Raw genomic sequence first — 23,326 nt, 5'->3', positions numbered from 1 at the left:
CTTATACTGTTTTGATGGTAGTAACTTTGTAATCCCATTCCTTAATGTCGATCATGTATTGAGTTTGGTCAATAACCGGACCACGGCATACTCTTTCGAGAGGCGAGGGCAAGTCATATTGCAAATGTGCTCTGCTCATCAATTCATCAAAAATCCATTTCGGAATGATATCATGAAAATCGGCTGGGTATACAAATTGAAAGTTAATTATTTGTGATAACAGCAAGTGCCAGTGCGGATCTAAACGGGCTAACAGACGTTTCCAGTCAAGTTTTTTTCCATGTTTTAATATAATGTGGTTTATATCAGCTCCGTCAAATCTCTCCCTGTTTTGTACATAAATTTTGCACCAGATTAGGTCTTCGGCTGATAAAAACTTAACAGGCATCCCGGCAAATTCGCCTTTTGAAGCGTGCTTGTACCAGGTGTCGTCTACAGTACAAATGTTATTAACGGTGTCGAAAATTACATCAATAAAGTAGTCACCTTTAAAGATTTTTGCCAGCCATCTCACATCAAACAATTCGATCCGGTACCCCTTTTCCGCAAAAAACTTCAGGATCAGGGAGTATTCATTTGGTTTGCAAAAAATATCCAGGTCTTTTGTATCTCTGTAAATTCCTGTATAGTGCGACATTGCGAAACCTCCACCCAACATATAATTAGTTCCGCATTCTTTTAGTAATTCAAGTGCTTCTCTATAAAAGACACGTGCTTCTTTCTTCTGTTCGTCTGTTTCTATCATATTTCTTCCTGCGAAAACAAGTAAGTAATAAACTTTAAAATGAAACTTCTGTTTTACTGATGCGGAAGCAAATGGTAAAGAATTGTTCTTTGTTGTTACCTTTAGGTTGTAAAATAACACTATGGATTTTGGAAAAGTACCTGTAACCGAACTTGATAAAATAGATTTTAGTTTTCCTCGGGGATTCGGAACTCACAACGGCTGTTTTAAAACAAGCTGTAAAGCCTGAACTACCAGACCTGTATGTTGGCTGTGCAAAATGGGGACGGAAAGAATGGGTTGGTTTGATTTATACTGAAAAAACAAAAGAAGTCAGGTTTTTAAACATTTTAACAGTATTGAACTAAATGCGGTTTTTTACCAGGTGCCTAAAACTGATCAGATCATAGCCTGGAAAGACAAAGCTGCCGGGGAAGGGAAGGACTTTAAATTTTTTCCAAAGATTTCCAGGACAATCAGTCATATCCGCAGGTAAAAAAACGCTGAAGAAGATACATCCCGATATCTTGAAAATATTTCGGAGTTTGGTGAATACCTGGGCCCGTGCTTTTTGCAATTGAGTGATAATTTTGGCCCCAAAAACTTCGATGTTTTAAAAAATTACTTAGAGCAATTGCCCCATGATTTTGATTTGTTTGTTGAAGTGCGTCACACCGAATGGTACAGTGACCTTGCAGCAAGAAAAGATCTTTTCGAGTTGCTGCATAAGGTTAAAAAGGGCGCGGTGATTACCGATGCCTCGGGAAGAAGAGATTGCGTTCATATGGAACTCCCAACACCTTATGCCTTTATTCGTTTTGTAGGTAATGGTTTGGATCCGACAGATTATAGCCGGATTGATGAATGGGTTAAACGATTGGCTGACTGGACGGAGAAAGGCTTGAATTCGATCTGTTTTTTCCTTCATCAGCACGATGAAAAAGACACACCCATCCTTGCCGATTATACTTTCAGAAAATTGAATGAAAGATTGGGGACAAGTTTGCCAGAGTCTAAATTCATCTCGGGGTCAGATTCTCTTTTTTAGTGAAAGAATATTTTTCTTTAAAACTTAAAGCTGTTAGTTTAGTAGATATTAATACTTACCTAAATAATTAAAATCATGAGCTTACGATTAGGCGACACCGCACCAAATTTTAAGGCGCAGACCTCTAAAGGGGAAATAGACTTTTATGAATATCTTGGAGACAGCTGGGCTGTTCTATTTTCTCATCCGGCAGATTATACTCCCGTTTGTACTACTGAATTAGGACGCACTGCGTCATTAAATGAGGAATTTGAAAAACGAAATGTGAAAGTCCTGGCTTTAAGCGTTGATCCGCTCGACAAACATCAGGGTTGGATACAGGATATTAATGAAACACAAGGGGTGGAAGTTAATTTCCCAATTATTGCAGATGAAGATAGAAGAGTATCGGGTTTGTATGATATGATCCATCCGAATGCTTCTGAAACAGCCACTGTGCGTTCTTTATTCATTATAAGTCCTGATAAGAAAATAAAATTGATGATTTCCTATCCGGCATCAACAGGAAGAAATTTTGTTGAGATTTTAAGGGTAATTGATTCACTTCAATTGACTGCTAACTATGGTGTAGCTACACCAGCTGACTGGAAAGACGGTGAAGATGTGGTTGTAACGCCAGCTATCAAAACTGAGGATATTCCGGCAAGGTTCCCCAAAGGACACAGGATTGTAAAACCATATTTACGCTACACTCCCCAGCCTAATAAATAATAGCATCATTTTGAAAAGCAGATAATTTAGATTGTCTGCTTTTTTTTTTTGAGTCTGCCGGTTTTACTTCCATCCTGAATTAGGCTTCTGTTTTGATTGTACGATCCAAAGTGTAAACCATTCTGTTCAAACCTGTCGGAAATATTTATGTTATGCAAATATGGAAGCACAAGGTATTATGAATAAAATAGCTGTCAGTCAAGGTGACATTACCGCACTGAGTGTTGATGCCATTGTAAATGCCGCCAATTCCTCATTAATGGGTGGAGGAGGTGTTGACGGAGCTATACATCGAGCAGGAGGACCGAAAATTCTTGAGGAATGCAAAGAGATAATTGCCCGTCAAGGGACTTGCCCTCCGGGTGAGGCTGTAATCACTACAGGCGGGAATCTTTCGGCCAAATATGTAATCCATACAGTGGGTCCGATTTGGCAGGGCGGCAACCATCAGGAAGCCGAGAAATTAAGTAACTGTTATCGAAATTCTCTTGAAATGGCAGTTAAGCATGAGCTCTTCACGATAGCTTTCCCCAATATAAGCACCGGAGTTTTTGGCTATCCCAAACCGGATGCGGCAAAAATTGCAGTTAACACAGTTAAAGACTTCTTATTGAAGGATGATACTATTGAAAAAGTATACTTTGTGTGTTTTGATGAAGAGAATTATAAGCTCTATATTGACTTATTAAATTAATCAGTTAATCCGCTAACACCTCCGGAAACAACAAACTTCATTGCCGCGCTTGCGGTCATGTTTAAAGGTTTTATTCTTTCAGATTTAACAATAACTAACTGACCCGCAAATGAATAGGCAAATGGTAGATAAACCGCTACTTCGCCTGCAAGTCTTATTTTATTAAGATTTTTATGTGTTACAAAGCCCACCTGTTTAAGTCCGGAATCGTTAAGCTCAACTAAAACCGGTTCACTGAATTTCTTTTCGTCGCCAACGAAGGCCTCTGTGAAATCTTTGATAGAAGAGTAAAAAAAGCTTAAAAGCGGTATTTTTTTTATCCATCGGCTAAACCAGGCCTTAATCGGATCCGTAATAAAATTAGTAACGATAATTCCAGCAATAAAAATGATGACAACAACTGTTAAAATTCCTAATCCGGGAATATAAACAGGCTTGCCCTGAGCGTCCACTCCAATCGCATTACTCAGGTTTAATGCGTTATCAACAGATGATATTATCCAATAGATCAGAAAAATAGCGGCACCTAAAGGCACAACAACCAATACTCCTTTAAAAAAGTAATTCAATAAAACCCTGGCAATATTTCTCATTATTCTGCAAAGGTATTAATGAAGACGGATAAATGGGAATTTCTTTGACTACTCATAGAAATATACTCTTTTTACCCGTTCTGAGATACCGGTTAATATTTCGTAAGGGATGGTATCAATTTGCCTGGCTATATCTTCCACTTTAATTATGTCATTAAATACAATCACTTCGTCGCCTTCATTGGCGTGCACACCTGTAATATCCAGCATGCACATATCCATACAGATATTACCGATTGTTGGTACCTCTACACCATTTACAAGCATTTTTCCATTTCCATTTCCAAGTTTCCTGCTGTAGCCGTCCGCGTAACCGATTTTTACAGTGGCTACTTTTCCTCCATTCGGTAGTACACCTTTTCTATTGTAACCTACAGTATCACCTGGTGCAAGTTCTTTAATTTGCGAGATGCTGGTTTTTAATGTAGTAACTGTTTGTAATGGAGACTTTTTATTTTGAAAAAAATTATCGATCCCGTAAAGGCCGATGCCAAGACGGACCATGTCAAATTGCGCTTCAGGGATCCGGCTGATGGCTGAAGTATTGGCGATGTGGCGCAGGAAGTTATAACCCACTGATTTTTCAATTCTGGCAGTAATTTCTTTAAATAAAGAAATTTGCTGTTCTGTAAAATCATCCATATGCGGATCTTCACTTGCAACAAGATGTGAGAAAACGCTTTTTATTTTTATGGCGGGGCAGTTTTCAATTTCTTTCAGTAATCGCTCAATATCAGCAGGTGAAAATCCCAGTCGGTGCATCCCCGTATCAAGTTTTATATGGACCGGATAACTTTCCTGATTTTTGCGATTCAGGGCTTCTATAAAATCTTTAAGCACACGGAAACTATAAATTTCAGGTTCTAAAGTATGCTCTACCATAACATCAAACGCCATCGAGTCGGGGTTCATCACCATGATTGGTAATGTTATTCCGGCTTTTCTAAGTGTCACACCTTCATCCGCATAAGCAACAGCCAGCCAGTCTATTTTGTTAAACTGCAACAGGTTAGCTATTTCAAAGCTGCCGCTTCCGTATGAAAAGGCTTTTACCATTACCATTAGTTTAACGCCTTTTTTAAGGTGTGACTTATAATGATTCAGATTATACTCGAGCGCATTTAAATTAATTTCGAGCATAGTTTCGTGTACTTTTTTAGTTAGTAAAGTACTTACCTGCTCGAAGCCGAATGCCCTCGCACCTTTAATTAAAATTGTTTCATTGTTTAGTTTTAAAGTATCGAGGTTATTAATCAGGTCATCAGTATCCTTAAAAAAAGATTTTTCAATAACGAATTTATCAGCATGCTTCCTGATTTCTTCTCCCACACCAATAAAACGGTCCACTTCCTTGTTTTTCAGAAGTTTGCCTACCTGTTCATATAGAGTGTCAGAATCAATTCCGGCTTCAGGAATATCGGACAATATTAAGGAACGTTTTAAATGTTGGTTTTGCTGTTTCAGAAAATCAAGGGCAATAGCTAAGGAGGAGATATCTGAACTATAAGAATCATCAATAATCGAACAATTATTAATGCCAGCTTTTAACTCCAAACGCATTTTTATTGGATGAAGTTTTTCCAGTCTGAGATCGGCATCCTGGGGTAAATACCCCAGGGCTAAAATAGTGGCCCAGCAACAAATTGCATTTTCTACAGACGCGGCATCTATAAACGGAATAGCACACTGCACATCCCGGTTTTGGTACTTACCTCTTATAAAAAGATATTTATCCTCCAGAATCTCATCGTCAATAAGCATTAAATCAGCTTCTTCATCCCATGACCAGGTAAATTTCTCTTTCCCGGGGATTTCACCGGTATAGCCTTTCAGATATTTTGGTGAGTAAATAAACAGGTCTGTATTTGCGAATAGTAAAAGCTTTTCTCTGATTTTTTCTTCCCTGTCGGCGAAACCCTCGTTATGCGCTTCTCCAATATTTGTTAAAAGTCCTATTGTGGGCTGGATAACCCGCGCAAGGTTGATCATTTCTCCTGTGTGTGAAACGCCTGCTTCGAATATTGCCATCGAATGATCTTCATTCATTTCCCAGACAGAAAGAGGCACTCCGATTTGGGAATTATAACTTTTGGGGCTGCGAACAATGTTTTTTTCTGGCGCAAGCAATTGATAAAGCCATTCTTTGACAATCGTTTTTCCGTTGCTGCCTGTTATTGCTATTACAGGATATTCAAATTGTTTTCTATGCCAGGCAGTTAGGAGTTGCATTGCCTGAAGGGTATCATGTACAATCAGAATATTGGCGTCGGGGTGATTTTTTAAAACTGCAGAATCTTCAGAGATTACGAAATTCCTGATTCCCTGGTCATATACTTCCTGCAGGTATTCATGCCCGTCTCTTCGACCTTTTAAAGCAAAAAATAAAGCATGTTCCATGTCGGTTAACTTGCGACTGTCGAAAACCAAGGTGCGGATGTTTGCTTCCGGATGGTTCAGAACTCCTTCTGCATTAATTACTTCCTTAATTTCTTTTACCGGGTATAGCGTGTGCGACATATCGCACTAATTTCTATAAATTTTTAGGATTTGAATGATATTTTTACGAATTGATACAGAAAAATATGGACCCCGAAAAAGCACAAAATAAAGTATTGGATAAAAGGACTGCCCAATCCAGGCTGGAAAATTATTGTGCTTACCAGGAGCGTTCCCAGCAGGAGGTAAGGGATAAGCTTTACAGCTATGGTTTGCATTCTTCTGATGTGGAAGATGTGTTGTGTGACTTGATAAGTGCTAACTTTTTAAACGAGGAAAGATTCGCGAATGCTTATGCATTAGGGAAGTTCAGAATTAAACATTGGGGCAGATTGAAAATTAAGCAGGGACTCAAATTTAAGAGGGTGGGGGATAATCTGATAAAAAAAGCATTAAATCAGATTAATGATGATGATTATCAACAGACCTTAAGTGATCTGTTAGAGAAAAAGAATGCTTTGCTAAAAGAAACCGATACTTTTAAACGACGTCAAAAGCTGGTTTTGTACGGAATATCGAAGGGTTATGAAAAAGACCTGATATTTGATTGCCTGAATTCCAGTGGCTTATTAGAAAAATGAAAAAAAACTTCATTATTCTATTGACAAAGATGCTTTTCTGTCTATATTTGCACTCACAAAAAACGGTAATCATTTCTTAAAAAAGATCGACGAAACGTTAAATGTAAATACCAATGCGAAAGTAGCTCAGTTGGTAGAGCACGACCTTGCCAAGGTCGGGGTCGCGAGTTCGAATCTCGTCTTTCGCTCCAAATCCCTTTCTACCAGGAAGGGATTTAGTTTTGAGAACCTTCTCAAAACATGCTGAAGTGGTGGAACTGGTAGACACGCAGGACTTAAAATCCTGTGACCCTTAAAGGTCGTGCGGGTTCGATTCCCGCCTTCAGTACAAAAAGCACGCAGGTACCGAGTTACTTGCGTGCTTTTTTCGTTTATTCCATTCTCCCCAACTTTTCCGCTTGTGCCGGATTGTATCGTAAAAGAGCTTGGAGCGAGCGACACCCTCACTTCTGCAATTGACTTTATGATTTTGCAATCTAAAGCGAAATAAATTTCTTGAAACAACCTAATACGTTAATAAACTATTAAATTGGCTCTATATTAAATCATCATGGCAAAGGAAACATTCGACGTAAAAGTGATATTAGCTTCTGAAGAACGAATTTTAAGGATTCAATCTCATCAGAACGAGGACGATGATACTTTATTTTCAGTATCAGCAGGTAGCGAAACGCTGGGTGTACTTCAGAATGGGAAAGACGGATGGGAGTGGAGAGAAGGCGCGAGATCTCCGGAAGAAGCGAATGCCATCGGATGTGAGATAGACGCTCATTTCTATCAGTAACATCTGCAGAAGCTTTCATCGCTAAAATTAAACTTTTCTGTAGAGTAAATGCTCAGGCCCTGCTAGCATACTTTGTCATGTCGAGAGCAGCGAGGCATCTTACCTTCAAATCAAAAGATTTCTCCTGTCGTTGAAATGGGAAGGGCGGGCCAAGAGCTTAAACGATTCTGTCTTCATTTTTATGAAGAAAACGTTAATATGAATAAGAGCGAAAACCGGATTGTCTATTGGTTAAAAAAAAATCCAATTGCTGGCTTTATAACTATCACGTTCTTCATCTCATACGTAATAGGCATTCCATTCAATATGTTCACTTCAGGCATATTAGGAAATGGTGGTGAAGTGTCGTCTCATGTATTGCCAAGAATAATTACCGTTTATGCGCCGGGATTAACTGCCATCATAATGACGGTAACTTTATCTGGAAGAGATGGTTTAAGTTCTTTGTTAAGGAAACTTCGACCAGAGATAAAGCATGTTCTTTGGTGGTTTATTATACCTGTAATATTCAGCTTTATTACCTTTTATTCCTATTTTTTGGGTGGTCAGTCTTCGGAACATATACTTGATGTGTTAGATAAGGACTGGCAAGTGCTATTTATTCATTTCTTTGGACAATTGTTAACTGTCGGTGTGGGTGAAGAACTTGGCTGGAGAGCCTGGTTATTACCTCGACTGCTAGAAAAGGGAAATGTCGCATTCGCAGTAATCTCAATGATTATTATCTGGGGCTTATGGCATTTCCCAATTCTGTTTAACGGGTATAAAGTGGTATTGCCATGGATAATTCTGTTAATCTCCCTCGGTTTTATACTCACGTGGTTATGGTACAAAGCAAAAGGAAATATTTTTGTTTTGGCCATTGCTCATGCTTCAGTTAACTCTCCTATAGATTTCATGGAAAATAGGCTATTAAGCATTAGAGCAGATCATGAGCCTCTTTTTACAGGTTGGTCTGTACTAAGCCTGGCTTATCTTTTAATTGCTTTTACTATTATGATTTCTAATCCCAAATTTTTATCTGAATATATCAGGAAGGAAAGTACGGATAAAAATTTGCCAAATTTATAACCTGAATTACATGCTCAAACCAGCGCGGGGAAGCGCAAAGATGCTACGCTTTGCTAGCTCGTTTGTCCTGTCCAGAGCAGCGAGACATCTAATCTTTATATTCGACAAGTTTCTCCTTTCGTGGAAAATGACAATGCCGCTTGCTTTTTCTGTCCGCAGAGACGCTGAACCTTAAATCTACCTTTAGATTTACAATAACAAAATATCACTGAATATTAGCTACTGGTAGCCATCAGGTATAACCAGGAGTTAAGAGCCTATTATGAACGTAAACTATACCATGAAAAGAAGAACAAGATGTGTGTAATTAAAGCTAATTTTTGCTTGTGTAAAACAGGATAGAAAATATGAAAAAAATAATCTCAAATTAGTTGCTTGACTCATAGAAATCGGACAGTGAGTGCCTTTTTTATTTTTTTCAGTGGTTTGTCCCACAGACCATCTATATCTATATCATTTGTTTACTAATTCCGATGATCGCTAATCAAATTATTCTTTATCAAAATCGGCCACTGACCGGCCTTTGATCACCACCGGATCTGCACCGTATCTGCTTCGTATCTGAACCGAGAAATCTCGGAGCAGATAGCGTGGTGATTCGGTGCTGATAGGCAACATATAGCGGCCATATCAGAACATGGGTAGACCATGGGTAGAACATTGGAGTTCGGGCGATGAACTCTTTCTCGGTGTTCTGTGTCCCACTTTGCTTTACGGTGATGAATGACAAGGTTTTTTTTATTCCTGTTTTAACTTGTCACATTCTAACTATACACTCGATTGCATGTCGATATTATCGATAAAATGCTATTTTCAGAGGGTTTAGAGATCCATCCCTCTATAATTTCTATCCATTTTATCACAGATACCATTTGGCTAGGTTTAAAACCAATTTGAGCCGAGGTATGCCGATAGACTTTTTTATAGCGCAAAAAAAAACGTCTGAATACGTGTTTTAAAGTCATTTTGCAGGATTCTATGTTAACCAATGCAAAACGGAAACGAAATCAATTCATGTTTTTATGGAGTAACCCGAATCGCAGGTACGGATGGGAATAAATTATAAATTTGGTTAGTAGTTCGCAGGGGCTTTAAACTGGTTCCTGATTCCATTATTAATTAAATAAAGAATATTTTAGCAATTACTTACTCCTTTTACTAACCCGGGACTCCCAGATCAGGATTAAAGACCGATAGATAGATATAAACAAAAAAAACAGCCATTATTATAATCTTTCTATCATGCTACTGGCATGGGTATTAGTGATATGCTCAGGCAGCCTTGCGCTGGGGCAAACAACGAATATCAAAAATGATATCTTCTGGGACACACGTGACGGCATGCCGATCAATAGCCAGGGGGAGGTATTTTCAAATTTGCTGATCCGGCAACCGGAACAAAAAAGTATTATTGGCAAGGTGTTCATTATGCAGAGGTTGACAGCTATCGCGCCGATCCATCGATCACCCGTAACAATTCCAGTACGTTTGAATCAGTGCTTGTTATAGCTCTACCGACCTGCTAAATTGGAATTTTGAAGGGGATGTTCTCCGGCCCTTATTTATTTCCTCTTTGGTTACGATATAAGCCACACCCAAGCGGCGTACCCAGGTTGTTAGGGAAGAACCTAAGGGATGGAACTATTCGTTTTTCAATCATTCATTGGAAACCAAATCCACACGGCTTTTTAATAAAAAGCTCTTTTAACCGAGCCGGATTAACCTGACGAATTGCCCGATCAGCATTAATTTAAAATTCCTCTGATTCTGACCAAGTTATCACAAATCAGCTGAAGCGATCCATATTTCCCGTTTTGATTTAATCAGAAAAGGGACCTTAATTTCGCTTAACCTGCTTTGAACATCTTCAAATTCCTCATCAGAGTTTAAGGTCAGGCGGTCATTCGGTTTGAAGGAGCTCTTCAGATCTCCGTAAATGGAAAACTCGATAAATTCAGGATAGGAATATCTTGTTGGGGTTAATTTCATACGTACTACCAAAGGAAATAAATGATAAATTGTTTTAGGTAGCAGGTCAAGTATCTTATTAATCCATCCCAGGCAGAAGATGTTAAACTTTTCCCACTAGAATATTGTTGCCTTATTAATAGTCTGAAAGCAGTAAATTCAGTGGTACATCTGCTAAGAATGTTGAAGATAACTTAAGAAAATAACCTATGAGCCTGGAGAAATATGTCGGAAAAAGGGATTTTAAGAAAACCTCCGAACCAAAAGCCGGAAAGAGCAGAGATAAAGAGAAACTTCTTTTTGTAATTCAGAAACATGATGCGTCCAGGTTGCATTACGATTTCCGGCTGGAGATGGAAGGCGTATTAAAAAGCTGGGCAGTTCCAAAAGGACCCTCAACCGACCCTAAAACCAAGCGGCTTGCAATGATGGTCGAGGATCATCCGTTCGATTACAAAAATTTTGAAGGCATTATTCCTGAGGGCGAATATGGAGGAGGTACGGTAATTGTATGGGACGAGGGTACCTACGAACCTATCGAAGCGATCAAGGGAAAAAAAGCTCAGGAAAAGCACTTATTACAACAACTGAAATCAGGGTCTTTAAAAATTAAGCTGCATGGTCAAAAGCTTCAGGGTGAGTTTGCTCTGGTGAAGACTCATGGTATGGGTGAAAACGGCTGGCTGCTGATTAAGCATAAGGACGAATACGCATCTATGGAAGATATTACCAAACTCGACAAATCAGTGTTGTCTGGTAAAACCATCGAAACGATGGAAAAAACCAGTGAGAAGGTTTGGCAAAACGGGCATGAGGAAGATTTGAAGGCGTCAGAAAAAAAAGGTAAAAAAAAAGCCCTGAAGGAAACTGAGGAAGCACTGGAGGAATTAACAGAAGATGAAGAAACAAAAGAGTTTGATTTAGAATCACTACTTAAGCAGGCACCGAAATCTAAAGCGCCGGCAGACATCAAGCCCATGAAAGCTACGCTGGTGGATGAGCCTTTTGACGACCCCGACTGGCTCTATGAAGTAAAATGGGATGGGTACCGTGCCATTGCTGTGATAGATAAAAATGGTGCTGAATTAATCTCCCGCAACAACATCACCTTCACTAAATATTATCCCCTCAACAATCTGCTAAAAGACTGGAAGATTAATGCGGTTATTGATGGGGAAATTCTGGTGCTTAATGATAAAGGAATTTCAGATTTTGGAGCCTTGCAAAACTGGCGTAGTGAAGCAGACGGCAACCTGGTATACTATGTCTTCGACATTTTATGGTACGAAGGCAAGAACCTGATGGGATTACCTTTGATTCAGAGACTGGCGATTCTAAAGGAAATTCTTCCTACGGATGACGACCGGATACGACAAAGTAAAGTCTTCGCGACTAATGGAACTGAGTTTTTTAATGCCGCTGAGAGAATAGGCCTGGAAGGTATTATAGCTAAAAAAGCCGACAGCGTATATACCTCCGATCTGCGTTCGAAAGAGTGGCTAAAAATTAAGGTACAAAGACGACAAGAAGCCATTATTGCAGGGTTTACCAAAAATTCAGGCACCAATAAATCTTTTAGTGCCCTGGTTCTTGCCGTTTATGATCAGGATGGCCTGCGATATGTGGGCAAGGTTGGAACAGGCTTTTCCGAAAGTTTGCAAAAGGAAATGATGGCTCAATTCAAGCCGCTGATTACAGATAAAAGCCCTTTTGAAGTAGAACCCGACGTAGACAAACCATCCCGTTTCAGACCACAGCGATTAGGCGCTAAACCCACGTGGCTAAAACCTGAGCTTGTTTGCGAAGTAGCCTTTGCAGAAGTTACCACCGAAGGCATTTTTCGGCAGGCCTCATTTAAAGGATTGCGTAACGATAAAAAAGCTAAAGAAGTAGTCCTGGAAACCCCTAAAGATACTGCCGAGGTGGTGGAGGCTGCAAACTCAGAAGAGCATGAAACTTCGGCGAAGCCCGTTAAGCCACCTAAAAATACAGATCGTAAAACACTTCTTAATCCCACTGATGAAACTCAGGTACGTAAGATTTGCGGACACGACCTTAAGTTTACCAACTTAAGCAAGGTGTACTGGCCCGAAGAAGGTATCACCAAGCGGGATATGTTCAACTACTATTACCAGGTAGCTGAATATATCTTACCCTACCTTAAGGACCGCCCCATGTCGCTGAACCGCTTTCCCAACGGAATAAGCGGTAAAAGCTTTTATCAAAAAGATGTAAAAGGAAAAGCTCCCGAATGGGTCACTAAAACATTTCCCTATACCACCAGCGATGGTGAGCATAAGGAATACCTGGTCGGTTCCGATGAATCGTATCTGTTATGGATGGCCAGCTTAGGTTGCATAGAAATGAATCCCTGGTTCAGCAGGGTGCAATCGCCGGATAACCCTGATTATTGCGTAATAGATCTTGACCCGGATAAGAATACTTTTGAGCAGGTAATTGAAGCTGCACAGGAAGTTAAAAAGGTTCTGGATGCTATTGATGTGCCAAGCTACCCGAAAACATCGGGATCAACAGGCATTCATATTTATATCCCGCTGGAAGCAAAATATAGCTATGATCAATCACAGATGTTTGCACGGCTTATTGTGAATCTGGTTCATAAACAAATCCCTGACTACACCAGCCTCGAACGCATGATCGCAAACAGGAAAGGGAAAATGTATCTGGATTTCTTGCAGAACAGGCCGGGTGCTACAATCGCTGGTCCATATTCGTTAAGACCGAAGCCCGGGGCTACTGTGTCGATGCCACTGCATTGGGATGAAGTTAAGGCAGGTTTGACCATGAAAGATTTTACTATTTTTAATTCAATAGCCCGTTTAAAAGTTGAAGGTGATTTATTTAAGGGGGTGCTGGGGAAGGGGATTGATTTAGAGAAAGTAATTAATAAGGCGAAGAGTGTTTTTGGCTAGTTATTTTAAACCCTGTTTTAAGGAATGTGAGAAAATAAATGTTTATAGTAATATTTTTTTTATTTTAATTTATTTGGTATCAGTATCTGAGATATAAAGCGGCTCATCATCTGAAAAAGTTTTTAACTAAACCGCCACATTACATGCCCATTCAGCGGTATGATGTGCCCGATAGAAGCCGCACGGGTAAATTTATCCGGCGCTATTGGGAATCTGGACATACACTGGTATGCGATGATCAGGGGAAATGCAATACATCATTCAACTGGCTACTAATGTTACCGAGAAAGTGCTTGCTGAATTTGCCACGGAAGAGGCTAAGATTGAGCATCAGCAAACGCCCCCAATTCATCCAGTAAGAGGTATGTACGGTGGATCTGCGAGATTCTATCTTTTAAAAATGTAGCAATATTCCCCTTTCCCGGAATATTGCCACAAGAATATTATTAATTATTATTCTTTATCTCTTCCTAAGGTTCTGTCGAGTTCGATTTTTGCTGACTGGTAATTGAAAACCGCTTCCAGGTAGTTCGATTGAGCGGTAGTTAAAGCCAGTTCTGCATCTATTAGTTCAAGCCGCGAGGCCACACCACGTTCATAGCGGTATTTAGTAATCGAATAACTTTGTGACGCTGTTTCTGATACATTTTGTTGTGTTTGTATTCGTTTTGAAGTTTCGTTCAAAGCTGTAATAATTTGTTTTACTTCTGTTTTAAGAAGTTCGCGGGCATTCTCATAAATCAAATTGCTTTGCTTGTATTCAATTTTTGCCTGCCTGAGCTTGGCTGTATTGGTAAAGCCCGTAAATAGAGGAACAGCTATTTGTGCGCCAACATACACAACCGGCGGATATTTTGAACTTCCATACCTGAAACTATTTGTTTGTGTTTGCACAAGGTATTGACTCAGGAAGTTTACAGACGGCAACTTTGCAGCACTTGCCGCAGCTATTTGTTGTTTGCTTATATCCTGATTAAGCTCCAGTATTTTTATATCCTGTCTTTGAACAAGAGATAGATTATATGCTTTTATTTCATCAAGGATAATATCTGCATGGTTGTAGGCAAGAGTGTCTTTTAATTCTAATTCTGATGAAGGATCAGCACCCATTAAGATGTTTAACTGCTGTTTACTTATCGCAATTGCGTCCAAAATTCTTAGAATATCCGGCTCTAAGTTTTTGTATGAGGTATAAGCTCTAAGTGTATCTACTCTCAGAGCTCTTCCCTGCACTAACAATGAACGTGAATCGTCCAGTGCTTTTTTATTTCGGGCAATACTTTCTCTTTGCAGGTTAAGGCGTTTTTCAAGAACCAAAATTCTTAAATAACTTTGTTTAACCTGTGCAGCCAGGTCAGTCTCATTATATTTAAATCGCTGGCGGCTTTGCTCTTCCAGCAATTTGCTTTTTTTGATTTCAGGAAAAGTAACAGGATTGAATAAAGGTTGTAAAAGCGAAACGCCGGCTTGCGCCTGATCTTCACCACCAAACCTTCCGTACCCGATAGAATTAGTATTGTTTGTTTCCCCAAAACCAAAAAAGATAGGCTTCTGAAAGAAATGATTGATTTGTCCTCCAAGTTCTATAGAAGGGAGAAGCCTTCCTTTGCTAATAATTGTCTGTTGCCTTGCGGTTTCAATACTTAAAGAATCTACAGAAAGCTGCCTGTTTTGCAATCGTGCCCTTCTCAAAGCCTCTTTTAAGTCAACCGATGGAGTTTGGGCTTCTGCTATTGTAGTAATGAGCACAATTATCAGCAGAAGCAGCCATGAGGTAATATGCGCAATGTTCTCTTTTTTCATTAGAATATTTTTTAGTGGATATGAAGCTGACATGAGCTTATCCATCCCGGTTTGTGAGCGGTAAGCTCATGCAGGTTTCTTTGTTTTGATGTTTAGATATCAGAAAGTCTCAAAAGTCATTCTTGTCATGTTGAGCCTGTCGAAAGATTGTTGCTACGAAGTCCGAAAGTCTTCGACAAGCTCAGCCTGACGTTATGATGATTATTTGGGTGAATTTGAGACATCTTAGTAATTTTAATAAGCTGATGCAGTTAAAGGAATTATTTCTTCCACTTTTTGCTCTGCATGTTTGGGTACGGGTATTGAGAAATAAGAATAGATTGCCGGGATAACATACAGTGTTAATATTCCTGCGAAGGTTAAACCGCCAACAACGACTATTCCTAACGATTGCCGGCTTCCTGATGAAGTTCCCAGTGATAATGCGATGGGTAATGTTCCGAAGATCATAGCCAGGGTAGTCATTAAAATCGGCCGAAAGCGAGATACTGCCGCATTTTTGGCTGCCTCCAGGACAGTCAATCCCTCTTCTTTACTTTGATTGGCAAATTCCACAATCAGGATGCCATTCTTAGTGATTAATCCAATGAGCATAATAATGCCTATCTGACTAAATATATTGATCGATTGTCCAGTAACCCACAAGCTTAATAATGCTCCGGTTAAAGCCATCGGCACAGTCAATAAAATAGTAAAGGGGTCTATTAAACTTTCAAACTGGGCAGCCAGAACCAGATAAATCAGGATAATAGCAAAGATGAAAGCAAAAATCAAACTGGAGCTGCTTTCAGCAAAGTCACGGCTTTGGCCGGCAAGTGCAGTATTAAAAACCTTTCGGAAGCACTTGAGCGGTGATATTGTCCATTTCCGCAATTGCTTCACCTAAGCTTACTCCCGGGACAGGGGTAGCAGAAATAGTAGCGCTGTATGTTTGATTGTATCGATATATAGCGGGTGGACTAATACCCTCCTTTAGTTTAACCAGGTTATCCAATGATACCATTTCACCATTACCAGCTTTTAGAGATAGCGATTTTAGATCATAAGGAGCAGATCTGTCCTTACGGTCAAGTTGCCCGATTACCTCATATTGACGGTCATTGTAAATAAAATACCCATATCTGCGGCTGCTAAGAGCGAGCTGCAAAGTTTTTCCAATTTCTTGTGTGGATATACCCATTTGCGCTGCCCGGTTTCGATCGATTGTTAAACTCATTTCCGGACGGTTAACCTTAAAATCAGGATTGGGGAAAGCCAGTTTTTTACTTGAATATACTGAACCCATTAATTTGGGCATCACATCGACCAGGCTTTTTAAATCAGGTGCCTGTACCACATATTCAACAGGTTGTGAACCACTAAAGCCCCCAATGGTTGGTATCTGGATCGGAATACACAGTACATTTCTAAATCTGCCGGAAGCGGCTACTGAGGGAAATTTTTATTTGACATTTTTATAACATCGGTAGTCATCAGATTTTTAGGGGATGGCTGAAGCTCTGTGATTAAGGATTGAATCAGTTACTCTTCTGATTCTGCTTCTACCAGTCTTTTCTCTATACGCGTATCAGGAATGATCCACATTATCGCAACAATAATATAAATTGAAAGACTGACCCATGCATTTATTAAGGCAATTAACATAGCCGATAGATAAAGCAAGATTGAAACTTTTCCTTTAATATCTATGCCGATAGCTTTATTCAACATGGATTCTGCACCATGATGCTTGATTAATAATTTAGAAAGTATGGTATAGGCAACAGCATTCATGAAAAGGATAAGGCCATACAGGGCAACCGGCCATTTGGTGAAATGATTTTCACCCATCCAGCCTGTAACAAAAGGAATTAAAGAAAGCCAAAAAAGCAGGTGCATATTTGCCCACAAGATTTTACCGTTAATTGTTTTCGAAGCCTGCATCATATGATGGTGATTATTCCAATAAATCCCAATGTAAATGAAGCTGAGGACATAACTTACAAAAACCGGAAATAATGGTTTTAGTCCTTCAATAGAATCGTTGTGGGGGATTTTCAGCTCAAGTACCATAATAGTTATAATAATCGCAATTACACCATCGCTAAATGCTTCTAATCTTCCTTTTTTCATTTGAATATATTTTTCCTTTTAGTGGTTGTGAACCAGCCTGCTTTGCGGGCCGTGCCTGCATAAGCCTGCGCGAAAAACAGGCGGGCTTATCCTCTTCTATTTATGAACGATAAGCACCTGCAGCTTTCATAAAACCGAAAGTAATAATTTCTTTTATTCCTGTAAGAACCAAGTTCACGATACAATCTGCTATTCACCCGGCGAGAAATCTAACGTTTTATTCAATAAGTTCTCTCCGTCATCGTGATGACAATTGCCTCAATTTGGGATTCTTATTTGAAAATGAATTTTATATTTGAAAATGTTTGAAGAAATAGACCAGCATATTAGCCGTTGCGCTCCTATAAACCATCAGGAATTAGAAGTTTTTCATTCAAGGCTCAAAAACAGATCGTTTCGAAAGAAAACATTGCTATTACAACAAGGTGAGATTTGCAAGTTTGAAGCTTACATAGTAAAAGGGTGTGTAAAAAAATATTATATAGATCAGAATGGAGATGAAGTGATTTTACAGTTCGCGGTTGAAGACTGGTGGATTAGTGACATCGGCAGCTTTAATGAACAAAAAGCATCGAATCTGTTTATCGAAACAATAGAAGATACCGAACTACTTATTATAGATTTTGAGAGCAAAGAAAGACTTTACCAGGAGATCCCGGGGCTTGAGCGTGTGTTTCGTATTATGTTGCAACGAGCATACTCTGTATTAGAAAGCCGCTTTTATTCAACTGTTTCACATTCGGCAGAAGCACGCTATCTGGAGTTTATCAAGAAATATCCATCCATTCCCCAAAGAGTACCCCAACAACAAATCGCATCTTATCTTGGAATTACTCCTGAATCATTAAGCCGCATAAAAACACAAATTCTCAAGAAGAAGTAAGTTCTTATCCTATATCAAGAGCGAGGTTTCCCGAACCTCGTATTTTTGTTAAACAATTATAAGACACAATAATTTTAATAAGAATAAGATGGAAGATAGAATATTAGGACTTCATCACATCACAGCGATAGCAGGTGAAGCAAAACGCAATTATGATTTTTATACAGATATATTAGGCTTACGTCTGATTAAAAAAACTGTGAATTTCGATGATCCCTATACTTATCATTTTTACTATGGTGATAAAGTAGGTACACCGGGGGCTATTTTAACATTTTTCCCGATGGAAGGGATTCAGTCTGGCAGAAGGGGCACCCGCCAGGTAACTGAAATAGGATATTCTGTACCAGAAAATAGTCTGGATTTCTGGTTAAACAGATTTGAAAAACGTAACGTTATCTACAATAAGGTGTCTGAAAAATTTGGCGAGCAATACCTTACCTTTTTAGACCCTGATGGTTTAAAGTTTGAACTGACCGTTTCCAAAACACCGGACAATCGTTTGCCTTGGGAAACTCAAGAAATTTCTGCTGAATATGCAACAAAGGGATTCCATAATATCACCATTAATACTAATAAACTTCAGCCTACTGCCGATGTGCTGACAAATATATTTGGTTACAAATTATTGGAAACTCATGTAAACCGGTACCGGTTTGTAACAGACGCGGTAGATAATGCCAATATCGTAGATGTGGTGGAAGTTCCGGGAGAAGGTGTAGGTCATGTGGCAGGAGGATCCGTTCATCACGTAGCATTTAGAGTTCAGAACGAAGAGGTGTTGATGAAATTCAGAGACAAAGTTTTGGAAGCCGGCCTTCATATTACAGAGAAGATTGACAGGAATTATTTTTATTCTTTATACTTCCGCGAACCTGGCGGCGTGTTATTTGAAATAGCTACAGACAATCCAGGTTTTGCTACAGACGAATCTGTAGAAGAATTAGGATCAGGCTTAAAATTGCCTGCACAATACGAAGGTCACCGAAAAGAAATTACTGAACGTTTAGCCATATTAGATTAATACGATGTACAGTCATAGCAAGCAAACAGAAGAGAGCGGGCTTCCGCTGAAACAAGCAAATAAAGCTATCATTATGCTTCACGGAAGAGGTGCAAGCGCTGAAAGCATCAGTTCTTTAGCTGACTACCTTAATCTGGAGGACGCGGCTATTTTTGCACCAACAGCGACGAATAACAGCTGGTATCCTTATAGTTTTATGGCTCCGGTTGAGAATAATCAACCGGCTTTAAGCTCAGCGCTAGAACTAATTGATACCCTGGTTAAAGACATCATTTCACAAGGAATTCCGCTTCATAAAATCTTTTTTTTAGGATTTTCACAGGGAGCCTGTTTGGCACTTGAATATGTAAGCAGGCATGCAACTGCTTATGGCGGGGTAATTGCTTATACCGGTGGGTTGATAGGAGAGCATTTGAACAGAGAAAATTATACAGGTGATTTTGCACATACACCCATTCTTATCACTACCGGAGACCCGGATCCGCATGTTCCTCTGTCCAGGGTAGAAGAAACCGTTGAAATTTTAGAGGAAATGCATGCGGAAGTTTCTTTAAGGGTATACAAAGGACGCATGCATACCATACAGCAGGAAGAAATTAAACTCGCAAATCAATTAATTCTGGTATAAATGAAGTACGGAGAAGTCGAACTGATTAACAATATTGAACGGCATAATTTCGAATTGTTCATAGATGGAAAGCGTTCTTTTATTGATTATAAGATGAAAGGTGATAAAGTTTATTTGTTGCATACAGAAGTTCCGAAAGAGCTGAATGGTAAGGGTATTGCGGCTGCATTAGTCGAAAAAACCCTTGTTTATCTTGAGTCGAATAAATTGCAATTGGTTCCTTACTGTGTATATGTGCAGGCGTTTCTTAAACGGCATCCTGAATGGAATCGTTTACTTGCTGAAAGGGAGCACTGATTATGGAAGAATTTATCATCACCAGAATATATGCTGATAACAATGGCGATACACATTTTGAAGATATAGATGTGCCTTTAACCTCTGCCGGACCCATCGGATATTTATCAGGGAAGTTTCCGGTTAAGGATCTGATATTCCGGCAAGTGCTGCCCGATTATGATTATGAATTTCATACGGCTCCCGACAGGCAGTTTATTATTCTCTTAGACGGCGAGATTGAGATAGAAACATCTTTAGGAGAAAAGCGAAGATTTGCCGCCGGTGATGTGCTTCAGCTAGAAGATGTAACGGGCAAAGGTCACAGAACCCGTAATTTGAAGCCAATACTACGGCGATCGGTTTTCATTACTTTTTAAATTTACTGTTGGTATTTCGACATTATCTGAGATTTCAATCAGGTTCTTCTTGTGTTCTTATAGATTAATTGTATTTTAGACAATTGTAAATAAACCGTTCCACCCTAACCGATTTCTTAGTTTTAGAAAGATGCCGAATGCTTTCCTTTTGTAACAACAGGAGGAGTGTATCAGAGCCATCGAAACAATTAATCAGACAAGCGTGTGAAAAGATCTTTTAACAATTGATAAAATCATGAATAAGAATTTATTTCTGCTGAGTTTTTGTGTAGTTTTTGTGACGGCAGCATATGCTCAAAAACCCACATTGAAAACATTTCCCTTAAGTTCAGTTAAATTACTTCAGGGGCCATTTAAGGAGGCTCAGCAGACCGATTTAAAATATATTCTTGAGCTGAATCCTGACCGTTTGCTGTCTCCTTTTTTAAGAGAGGCCGGGATAGAACCCAAAGGAGTTTCATATGGTAACTGGGAAAATACTGGATTAGACGGGCATGTAGGCGGACATTATTTATCGGCTTTGTCTTTAATGTATGCCTCTACAGGAGATAAGCAATTAAATGAGCGATTAAATTACATGCTTACATGGCTTGATAAATGTCAGCAAAAAAATGGAAACGGTTATGTGGGCGGTATACCCGGAGGAAAAGTTCTTTGGGATGATATTTCAAAAGGGAAGATTAAAGCAGGAAGTTTCTCATTAAATGATAAATGGGTACCCTGGTATAATATTCATAAGTTATATGCCGGATTGGTCGATGCATACAGATTAACCGGGAACCTAATGGCTAAAAAACTTCTTATTAATCTTTCCGACTGGTGTGTTAATCTCACCGCCAATTTATCGGATACTCAGATACAACAGATGCTTCGGAGTGAGCACGGGGGTATGAATGAAGTTTTTGCAGATGTGACTGAAATAACCGGCGAAAAGAAATATTTAGAGCTAGCCCGGAAATTTTCTCATAAAGCTATACTTAATCCTCTTTTACATAATACCGATTCATTAAATGGCATCCATGCAAATACTCAAATCCCCAAAGTGATCGGGTTTATGCGTGTGGCCCAGGTTGCAGGAGATAAAGACTGGGCGGGAGCTGCGAATTTTTTCTGGAATACAGTTGTAAACAACAGGACCATTTCAATTGGGGGCAACAGCGTAAGGGAGCACTTTAATCCGTCAAACGATTTTACATCCATGCTGGAATCGAGGGAAGGGCCAGAAACCTGTAATAGTTATAATATGCTTAAGTTAAGCAAGCATCTTTTTTTATCAGATCCAAGTGCAAAGTTCATCGATTATTATGAACGCACGACTTACAACCATATACTTTCATCTCAGCATCCCGAGGGAGGATTGGTGTATTTCACACCGATCAGACCCAATCATTACCGTGTTTATTCTTCTCCGCAGGAATCGTTCTGGTGCTGTGTAGGGTCCGGAATCGAAAACCATGGAAAGTATGGTGAATTAATTTATGCCCATGATCAGAAAAACCTGTATGTGAATTTATATGTTCCTTCCACGCTTAATTGGGCAGAGAAAGGTATTAACGTTACGCAAAGCACAACTTTTCCTTATGAAGAGAAATCTACTCTAAAGTTAGCGATGAAGAGGCCCTCCAGGTTTGCTATTAAATTTAGAAGTCCGTCCTGGTTAAATGGAAAAATGAAGATAATGGTCAATAATCAGGCAGTTAAGGTACAGCCAGATGCGAACTCTTATATATCCATTGACAGAACCTGGAAATCGGGTGATGCAATAACAGTTCATCTTCCGATGGAAACAATAACTGAATCGCTTCCTGATAAATCAAACTGGCTTTCATTCGTTCACGGGCCAATTGTGTTGGCCGCAGCAACTGGAGATGAGGGATTAACAGGTTTAAAAGCGGATGGAAGCAGAATGGGGCATATCGCAAGCGGTCCACTGGTGCCCTTAGAAGAAGCGCCACTGCTTGTGATTGACAATTCTAAGATTTCGGATGTTGTAAAACCCCTTAATACTCAAACACTTACTTACACTGCCTCTGAATTGATTTATCAGCAGAAATACAAGCACCTTAAATTAGTGCCATTCTATAAAATTCATGACTCCAGGTATGTTTTATACTGGCCTTTTACTACAGCCTCAGATCTGCCAAAAGTTCAGAAAGAATTTAAGGATAAAGAAGAAGCGAAGTTAAAGTTAGAGGCCTTAACTGTGGATGTAATAAATCCGGGAGAACAGCAACCAGAATCGGACCATAATTTTAAAGGTGAAAAAACGGAAACAGGCTTATTCAAAGAACAGCATTTTAGAAATGGAGCAGGATGGTTCAGTTATGAGTTAAGAAATTCTGAAGGGTTGGGAAACAAAATCCGCATTACTTATTTTGGACGAGAGCGTAATAAAAGTTTTAACATTTATATCAATAACATGTTATTGTCTGAAGTAAAGACTGATGGTTCAAAAGGAGATACTTTTTATACGGTAGATTATGAACTTCCTTCTCAACTTAAAAGTTCGAAATCTTTGACGATAAAATTTCAGGCGAATGCACCCTCAACCATATCTAATATCTATGAAGTGAGGTTAATGAAGTAACGCTTATGTTTTGTGTCGGTTGTAGTCTCT

The 23,326-nt window shown here is 39.3% G+C and carries 21 protein-coding genes, 2 tRNA genes and 1 pseudogene; 16 read left to right on the top strand and 8 right to left on the bottom strand.

The window, feature by feature from the left end; translation table 11 throughout:
- Window position 1: 1 nt before the first annotated feature.
- Window positions 2–745, bottom strand: coding sequence for a nucleotidyltransferase (locus tag WG906_RS13440; RefSeq protein ID WP_339993215.1), 744 nt, complete (start codon window positions 743–745; stop codon window positions 2–4).
- Between the two features lie 334 nt (window positions 746–1,079).
- Between WG906_RS13440 and WG906_RS13435 the strand changes: the two are divergent.
- The 3 genes and pseudogenes from WG906_RS13435 to WG906_RS13425 all read left to right on the top strand — a co-directional run.
- A pseudogene (locus WG906_RS13435) lies at window positions 1,080–1,772 on the top strand (DUF72 domain-containing protein); the annotation flags it as partial.
- Between the two features lie 75 nt (window positions 1,773–1,847).
- Window positions 1,848–2,483: a peroxiredoxin gene (locus tag WG906_RS13430; RefSeq protein ID WP_339993214.1), complete on the top strand. Its 636-nt coding sequence runs from the start codon at window positions 1,848–1,850 to the stop codon at window positions 2,481–2,483.
- 160 nt (window positions 2,484–2,643) lie between these two features.
- Entirely contained in the window at window positions 2,644–3,177 is a 534-nt protein-coding gene (locus tag WG906_RS13425) for an O-acetyl-ADP-ribose deacetylase (protein ID WP_339993213.1), read from the top strand.
- Here the strand turns inward: WG906_RS13425 and WG906_RS13420 are convergent.
- Both WG906_RS13420 and WG906_RS13415 read right to left on the bottom strand, forming a co-directional pair.
- Window positions 3,174–3,770: a DUF502 domain-containing protein gene (locus WG906_RS13420; RefSeq protein ID WP_339993212.1), complete on the bottom strand. Its 597-nt coding sequence runs from the start codon at window positions 3,768–3,770 to the stop codon at window positions 3,174–3,176. The two genes, WG906_RS13425 and WG906_RS13420, sit on opposite strands and share 4 nt — an antisense overlap.
- 48 nt (window positions 3,771–3,818) lie before the next feature.
- Complete coding sequence (locus WG906_RS13415) at window positions 3,819–6,287, bottom strand: bifunctional UDP-N-acetylmuramoyl-tripeptide:D-alanyl-D-alanine ligase/alanine racemase (RefSeq protein ID WP_339993211.1); 2,469 nt, start codon at window positions 6,285–6,287, stop codon at window positions 3,819–3,821.
- 65 nt (window positions 6,288–6,352) lie between these two features.
- Between WG906_RS13415 and WG906_RS13410 the strand changes: the two genes are divergently transcribed.
- The 5 genes from WG906_RS13410 to WG906_RS13390 all read left to right on the top strand — a co-directional run bounded on the left by WG906_RS13410 (window position 6,353) and on the right by WG906_RS13390 (window position 8,702).
- Window positions 6,353–6,847: a regulatory protein RecX gene (locus tag WG906_RS13410; RefSeq protein ID WP_339993210.1), complete on the top strand. Its 495-nt coding sequence runs from the start codon at window positions 6,353–6,355 to the stop codon at window positions 6,845–6,847.
- A gap of 115 nt (window positions 6,848–6,962) precedes the next feature.
- Window positions 6,963–7,038 (top strand) — tRNA-Gly (locus WG906_RS13405).
- 51 nt (window positions 7,039–7,089) lie between these two features.
- Window positions 7,090–7,175 (top strand) — tRNA-Leu (locus WG906_RS13400).
- A gap of 222 nt (window positions 7,176–7,397) precedes the next feature.
- Entirely contained in the window at window positions 7,398–7,631 is a 234-nt protein-coding gene (locus tag WG906_RS13395; protein WP_339993208.1) for a hypothetical protein, read from the top strand.
- A 198-nt stretch (window positions 7,632–7,829) separates the two neighbouring features.
- Window positions 7,830–8,702, top strand: coding sequence for a CPBP family intramembrane glutamic endopeptidase (locus WG906_RS13390; protein ID WP_339993207.1), 873 nt, complete (start codon window positions 7,830–7,832; stop codon window positions 8,700–8,702).
- Between the two features lie 1,779 nt (window positions 8,703–10,481).
- On the opposite strand, the gene WG906_RS13385 is transcribed toward WG906_RS13390, so the two are convergent.
- Window positions 10,482–10,691 (bottom strand): hypothetical protein, encoded by a 210-nt coding sequence (locus WG906_RS13385; protein ID WP_339993206.1) that lies wholly within the window; start codon window positions 10,689–10,691, stop codon window positions 10,482–10,484.
- A gap of 188 nt (window positions 10,692–10,879) precedes the next feature.
- On the opposite strand from WG906_RS13385, the gene ligD reads away from it, so the two are divergent.
- Together ligD and WG906_RS13375 are read left to right on the top strand one after the other, a co-directional pair.
- Window positions 10,880–13,603, top strand: a complete 2,724-nt coding sequence (ligD, locus tag WG906_RS13380; RefSeq protein ID WP_339993204.1) for a DNA ligase D — start codon at window positions 10,880–10,882, stop codon at window positions 13,601–13,603.
- 247 nt (window positions 13,604–13,850) lie between these two features.
- On the top strand, window positions 13,851–14,009 hold the full coding sequence (locus WG906_RS13375; RefSeq protein WP_339993203.1) for a hypothetical protein: 159 nt from the start codon (window positions 13,851–13,853) through the stop codon (window positions 14,007–14,009).
- Window positions 14,010–14,056: 47 nt separating this feature from the next.
- Here WG906_RS13375 and WG906_RS13370 read toward each other — a convergent pair whose 3' ends face one another.
- The 4 genes from WG906_RS13370 to WG906_RS13355 all read right to left on the bottom strand — a co-directional run bounded on the left by WG906_RS13370 (window position 14,057) and on the right by WG906_RS13355 (window position 17,518).
- On the bottom strand, window positions 14,057–15,406 hold the full coding sequence (locus tag WG906_RS13370; protein ID WP_339993201.1) for a TolC family protein: 1,350 nt from the start codon (window positions 15,404–15,406) through the stop codon (window positions 14,057–14,059).
- A 234-nt stretch (window positions 15,407–15,640) separates the two neighbouring features.
- Window positions 15,641–16,180, bottom strand: a complete 540-nt coding sequence (locus WG906_RS13365; RefSeq protein ID WP_339993200.1) for an efflux RND transporter permease subunit — start codon at window positions 16,178–16,180, stop codon at window positions 15,641–15,643.
- Between the two features lie 49 nt (window positions 16,181–16,229).
- The gene (locus tag WG906_RS13360; RefSeq protein WP_339993199.1) at window positions 16,230–16,742 is read right to left on the bottom strand and encodes an efflux RND transporter permease subunit; all 513 of its coding nucleotides are present in this window, start codon (window positions 16,740–16,742) and stop codon (window positions 16,230–16,232) included.
- A 185-nt stretch (window positions 16,743–16,927) separates the two neighbouring features.
- Window positions 16,928–17,518 carry a TMEM175 family protein gene (locus tag WG906_RS13355; protein ID WP_339993198.1) on the bottom strand — a complete coding sequence of 197 codons (591 nt, stop codon included), beginning with the start codon at window positions 17,516–17,518 and terminating at the stop codon, window positions 16,928–16,930.
- A gap of 301 nt (window positions 17,519–17,819) precedes the next feature.
- On the opposite strand from WG906_RS13355, the gene WG906_RS13350 reads away from it, so the two are divergent.
- The 6 genes from WG906_RS13350 (at window position 17,820) to WG906_RS13325 (ending at window position 23,296) form a co-directional block, all read left to right on the top strand.
- The gene (locus WG906_RS13350; RefSeq protein WP_339993197.1) at window positions 17,820–18,401 is read left to right on the top strand and encodes a Crp/Fnr family transcriptional regulator; all 582 of its coding nucleotides are present in this window, start codon (window positions 17,820–17,822) and stop codon (window positions 18,399–18,401) included.
- 88 nt (window positions 18,402–18,489) lie between these two features.
- On the top strand, window positions 18,490–19,425 hold the full coding sequence (locus WG906_RS13345; protein WP_339993196.1) for a ring-cleaving dioxygenase: 936 nt from the start codon (window positions 18,490–18,492) through the stop codon (window positions 19,423–19,425).
- A gap of 4 nt (window positions 19,426–19,429) precedes the next feature.
- The gene (locus tag WG906_RS13340) at window positions 19,430–20,053 is read left to right on the top strand and encodes an alpha/beta hydrolase (RefSeq protein WP_339993195.1); all 624 of its coding nucleotides are present in this window, start codon (window positions 19,430–19,432) and stop codon (window positions 20,051–20,053) included.
- Window positions 20,054–20,350: a GNAT family N-acetyltransferase gene (locus WG906_RS13335; RefSeq protein WP_339993194.1), complete on the top strand. Its 297-nt coding sequence runs from the start codon at window positions 20,054–20,056 to the stop codon at window positions 20,348–20,350. It abuts the gene before it with no gap.
- 2 nt (window positions 20,351–20,352) lie between these two features.
- On the top strand, window positions 20,353–20,709 hold the full coding sequence (locus tag WG906_RS13330; protein WP_339993193.1) for a cupin domain-containing protein: 357 nt from the start codon (window positions 20,353–20,355) through the stop codon (window positions 20,707–20,709).
- Between the two features lie 235 nt (window positions 20,710–20,944).
- Complete coding sequence (locus tag WG906_RS13325; RefSeq protein ID WP_339993192.1) at window positions 20,945–23,296, top strand: beta-L-arabinofuranosidase domain-containing protein; 2,352 nt, start codon at window positions 20,945–20,947, stop codon at window positions 23,294–23,296.
- The last annotated feature ends 30 nt before the right edge of the window (window positions 23,297–23,326 follow it).

It is taken from the genome of Pedobacter superstes (assembly GCF_037622515.1).
In the GTDB taxonomy this organism is placed as follows: Bacteria; Bacteroidota; Bacteroidia; order Sphingobacteriales; family Sphingobacteriaceae; genus Paradesertivirga; species Paradesertivirga superstes.
Note: the sequence above shows the minus strand (reverse complement) of the source record. Positions and strands in the feature narration are given on the sequence as shown.

Coding starts and splice junctions, on each gene's coding strand:
- WG906_RS13440 (WP_339993215.1), bottom strand. CDS start 745: ATGATAGAAACAGACGAACAGAAGAAAGAAGCACGTGTCTTTTATAGA.
- WG906_RS13430 (WP_339993214.1), top strand. CDS start 1,848: ATGAGCTTACGATTAGGCGACACCGCACCAAATTTTAAGGCGCAGACC.
- WG906_RS13425 (WP_339993213.1), top strand. CDS start 2,644: ATGGAAGCACAAGGTATTATGAATAAAATAGCTGTCAGTCAAGGTGAC.
- WG906_RS13420 (WP_339993212.1), bottom strand. CDS start 3,770: ATGAGAAATATTGCCAGGGTTTTATTGAATTACTTTTTTAAAGGAGTA.
- WG906_RS13415 (WP_339993211.1), bottom strand. CDS start 6,287: ATGTCGCACACGCTATACCCGGTAAAAGAAATTAAGGAAGTAATTAAT.
- WG906_RS13410 (WP_339993210.1), top strand. CDS start 6,353: ATGGACCCCGAAAAAGCACAAAATAAAGTATTGGATAAAAGGACTGCC.
- WG906_RS13395 (WP_339993208.1), top strand. CDS start 7,398: ATGGCAAAGGAAACATTCGACGTAAAAGTGATATTAGCTTCTGAAGAA.
- WG906_RS13390 (WP_339993207.1), top strand. CDS start 7,830: ATGAATAAGAGCGAAAACCGGATTGTCTATTGGTTAAAAAAAAATCCA.
- WG906_RS13385 (WP_339993206.1), bottom strand. CDS start 10,691: ATGAAATTAACCCCAACAAGATATTCCTATCCTGAATTTATCGAGTTT.
- ligD (WP_339993204.1), top strand. CDS start 10,880: ATGAGCCTGGAGAAATATGTCGGAAAAAGGGATTTTAAGAAAACCTCC.
- WG906_RS13375 (WP_339993203.1), top strand. CDS start 13,851: ATGCAATACATCATTCAACTGGCTACTAATGTTACCGAGAAAGTGCTT.
- WG906_RS13370 (WP_339993201.1), bottom strand. CDS start 15,406: ATGAAAAAAGAGAACATTGCGCATATTACCTCATGGCTGCTTCTGCTG.
- WG906_RS13355 (WP_339993198.1), bottom strand. CDS start 17,518: ATGAAAAAAGGAAGATTAGAAGCATTTAGCGATGGTGTAATTGCGATT.
- WG906_RS13350 (WP_339993197.1), top strand. CDS start 17,820: ATGTTTGAAGAAATAGACCAGCATATTAGCCGTTGCGCTCCTATAAAC.
- WG906_RS13345 (WP_339993196.1), top strand. CDS start 18,490: ATGGAAGATAGAATATTAGGACTTCATCACATCACAGCGATAGCAGGT.
- WG906_RS13340 (WP_339993195.1), top strand. CDS start 19,430: ATGTACAGTCATAGCAAGCAAACAGAAGAGAGCGGGCTTCCGCTGAAA.
- WG906_RS13335 (WP_339993194.1), top strand. CDS start 20,054: ATGAAGTACGGAGAAGTCGAACTGATTAACAATATTGAACGGCATAAT.
- WG906_RS13330 (WP_339993193.1), top strand. CDS start 20,353: ATGGAAGAATTTATCATCACCAGAATATATGCTGATAACAATGGCGAT.
- WG906_RS13325 (WP_339993192.1), top strand. CDS start 20,945: ATGAATAAGAATTTATTTCTGCTGAGTTTTTGTGTAGTTTTTGTGACG.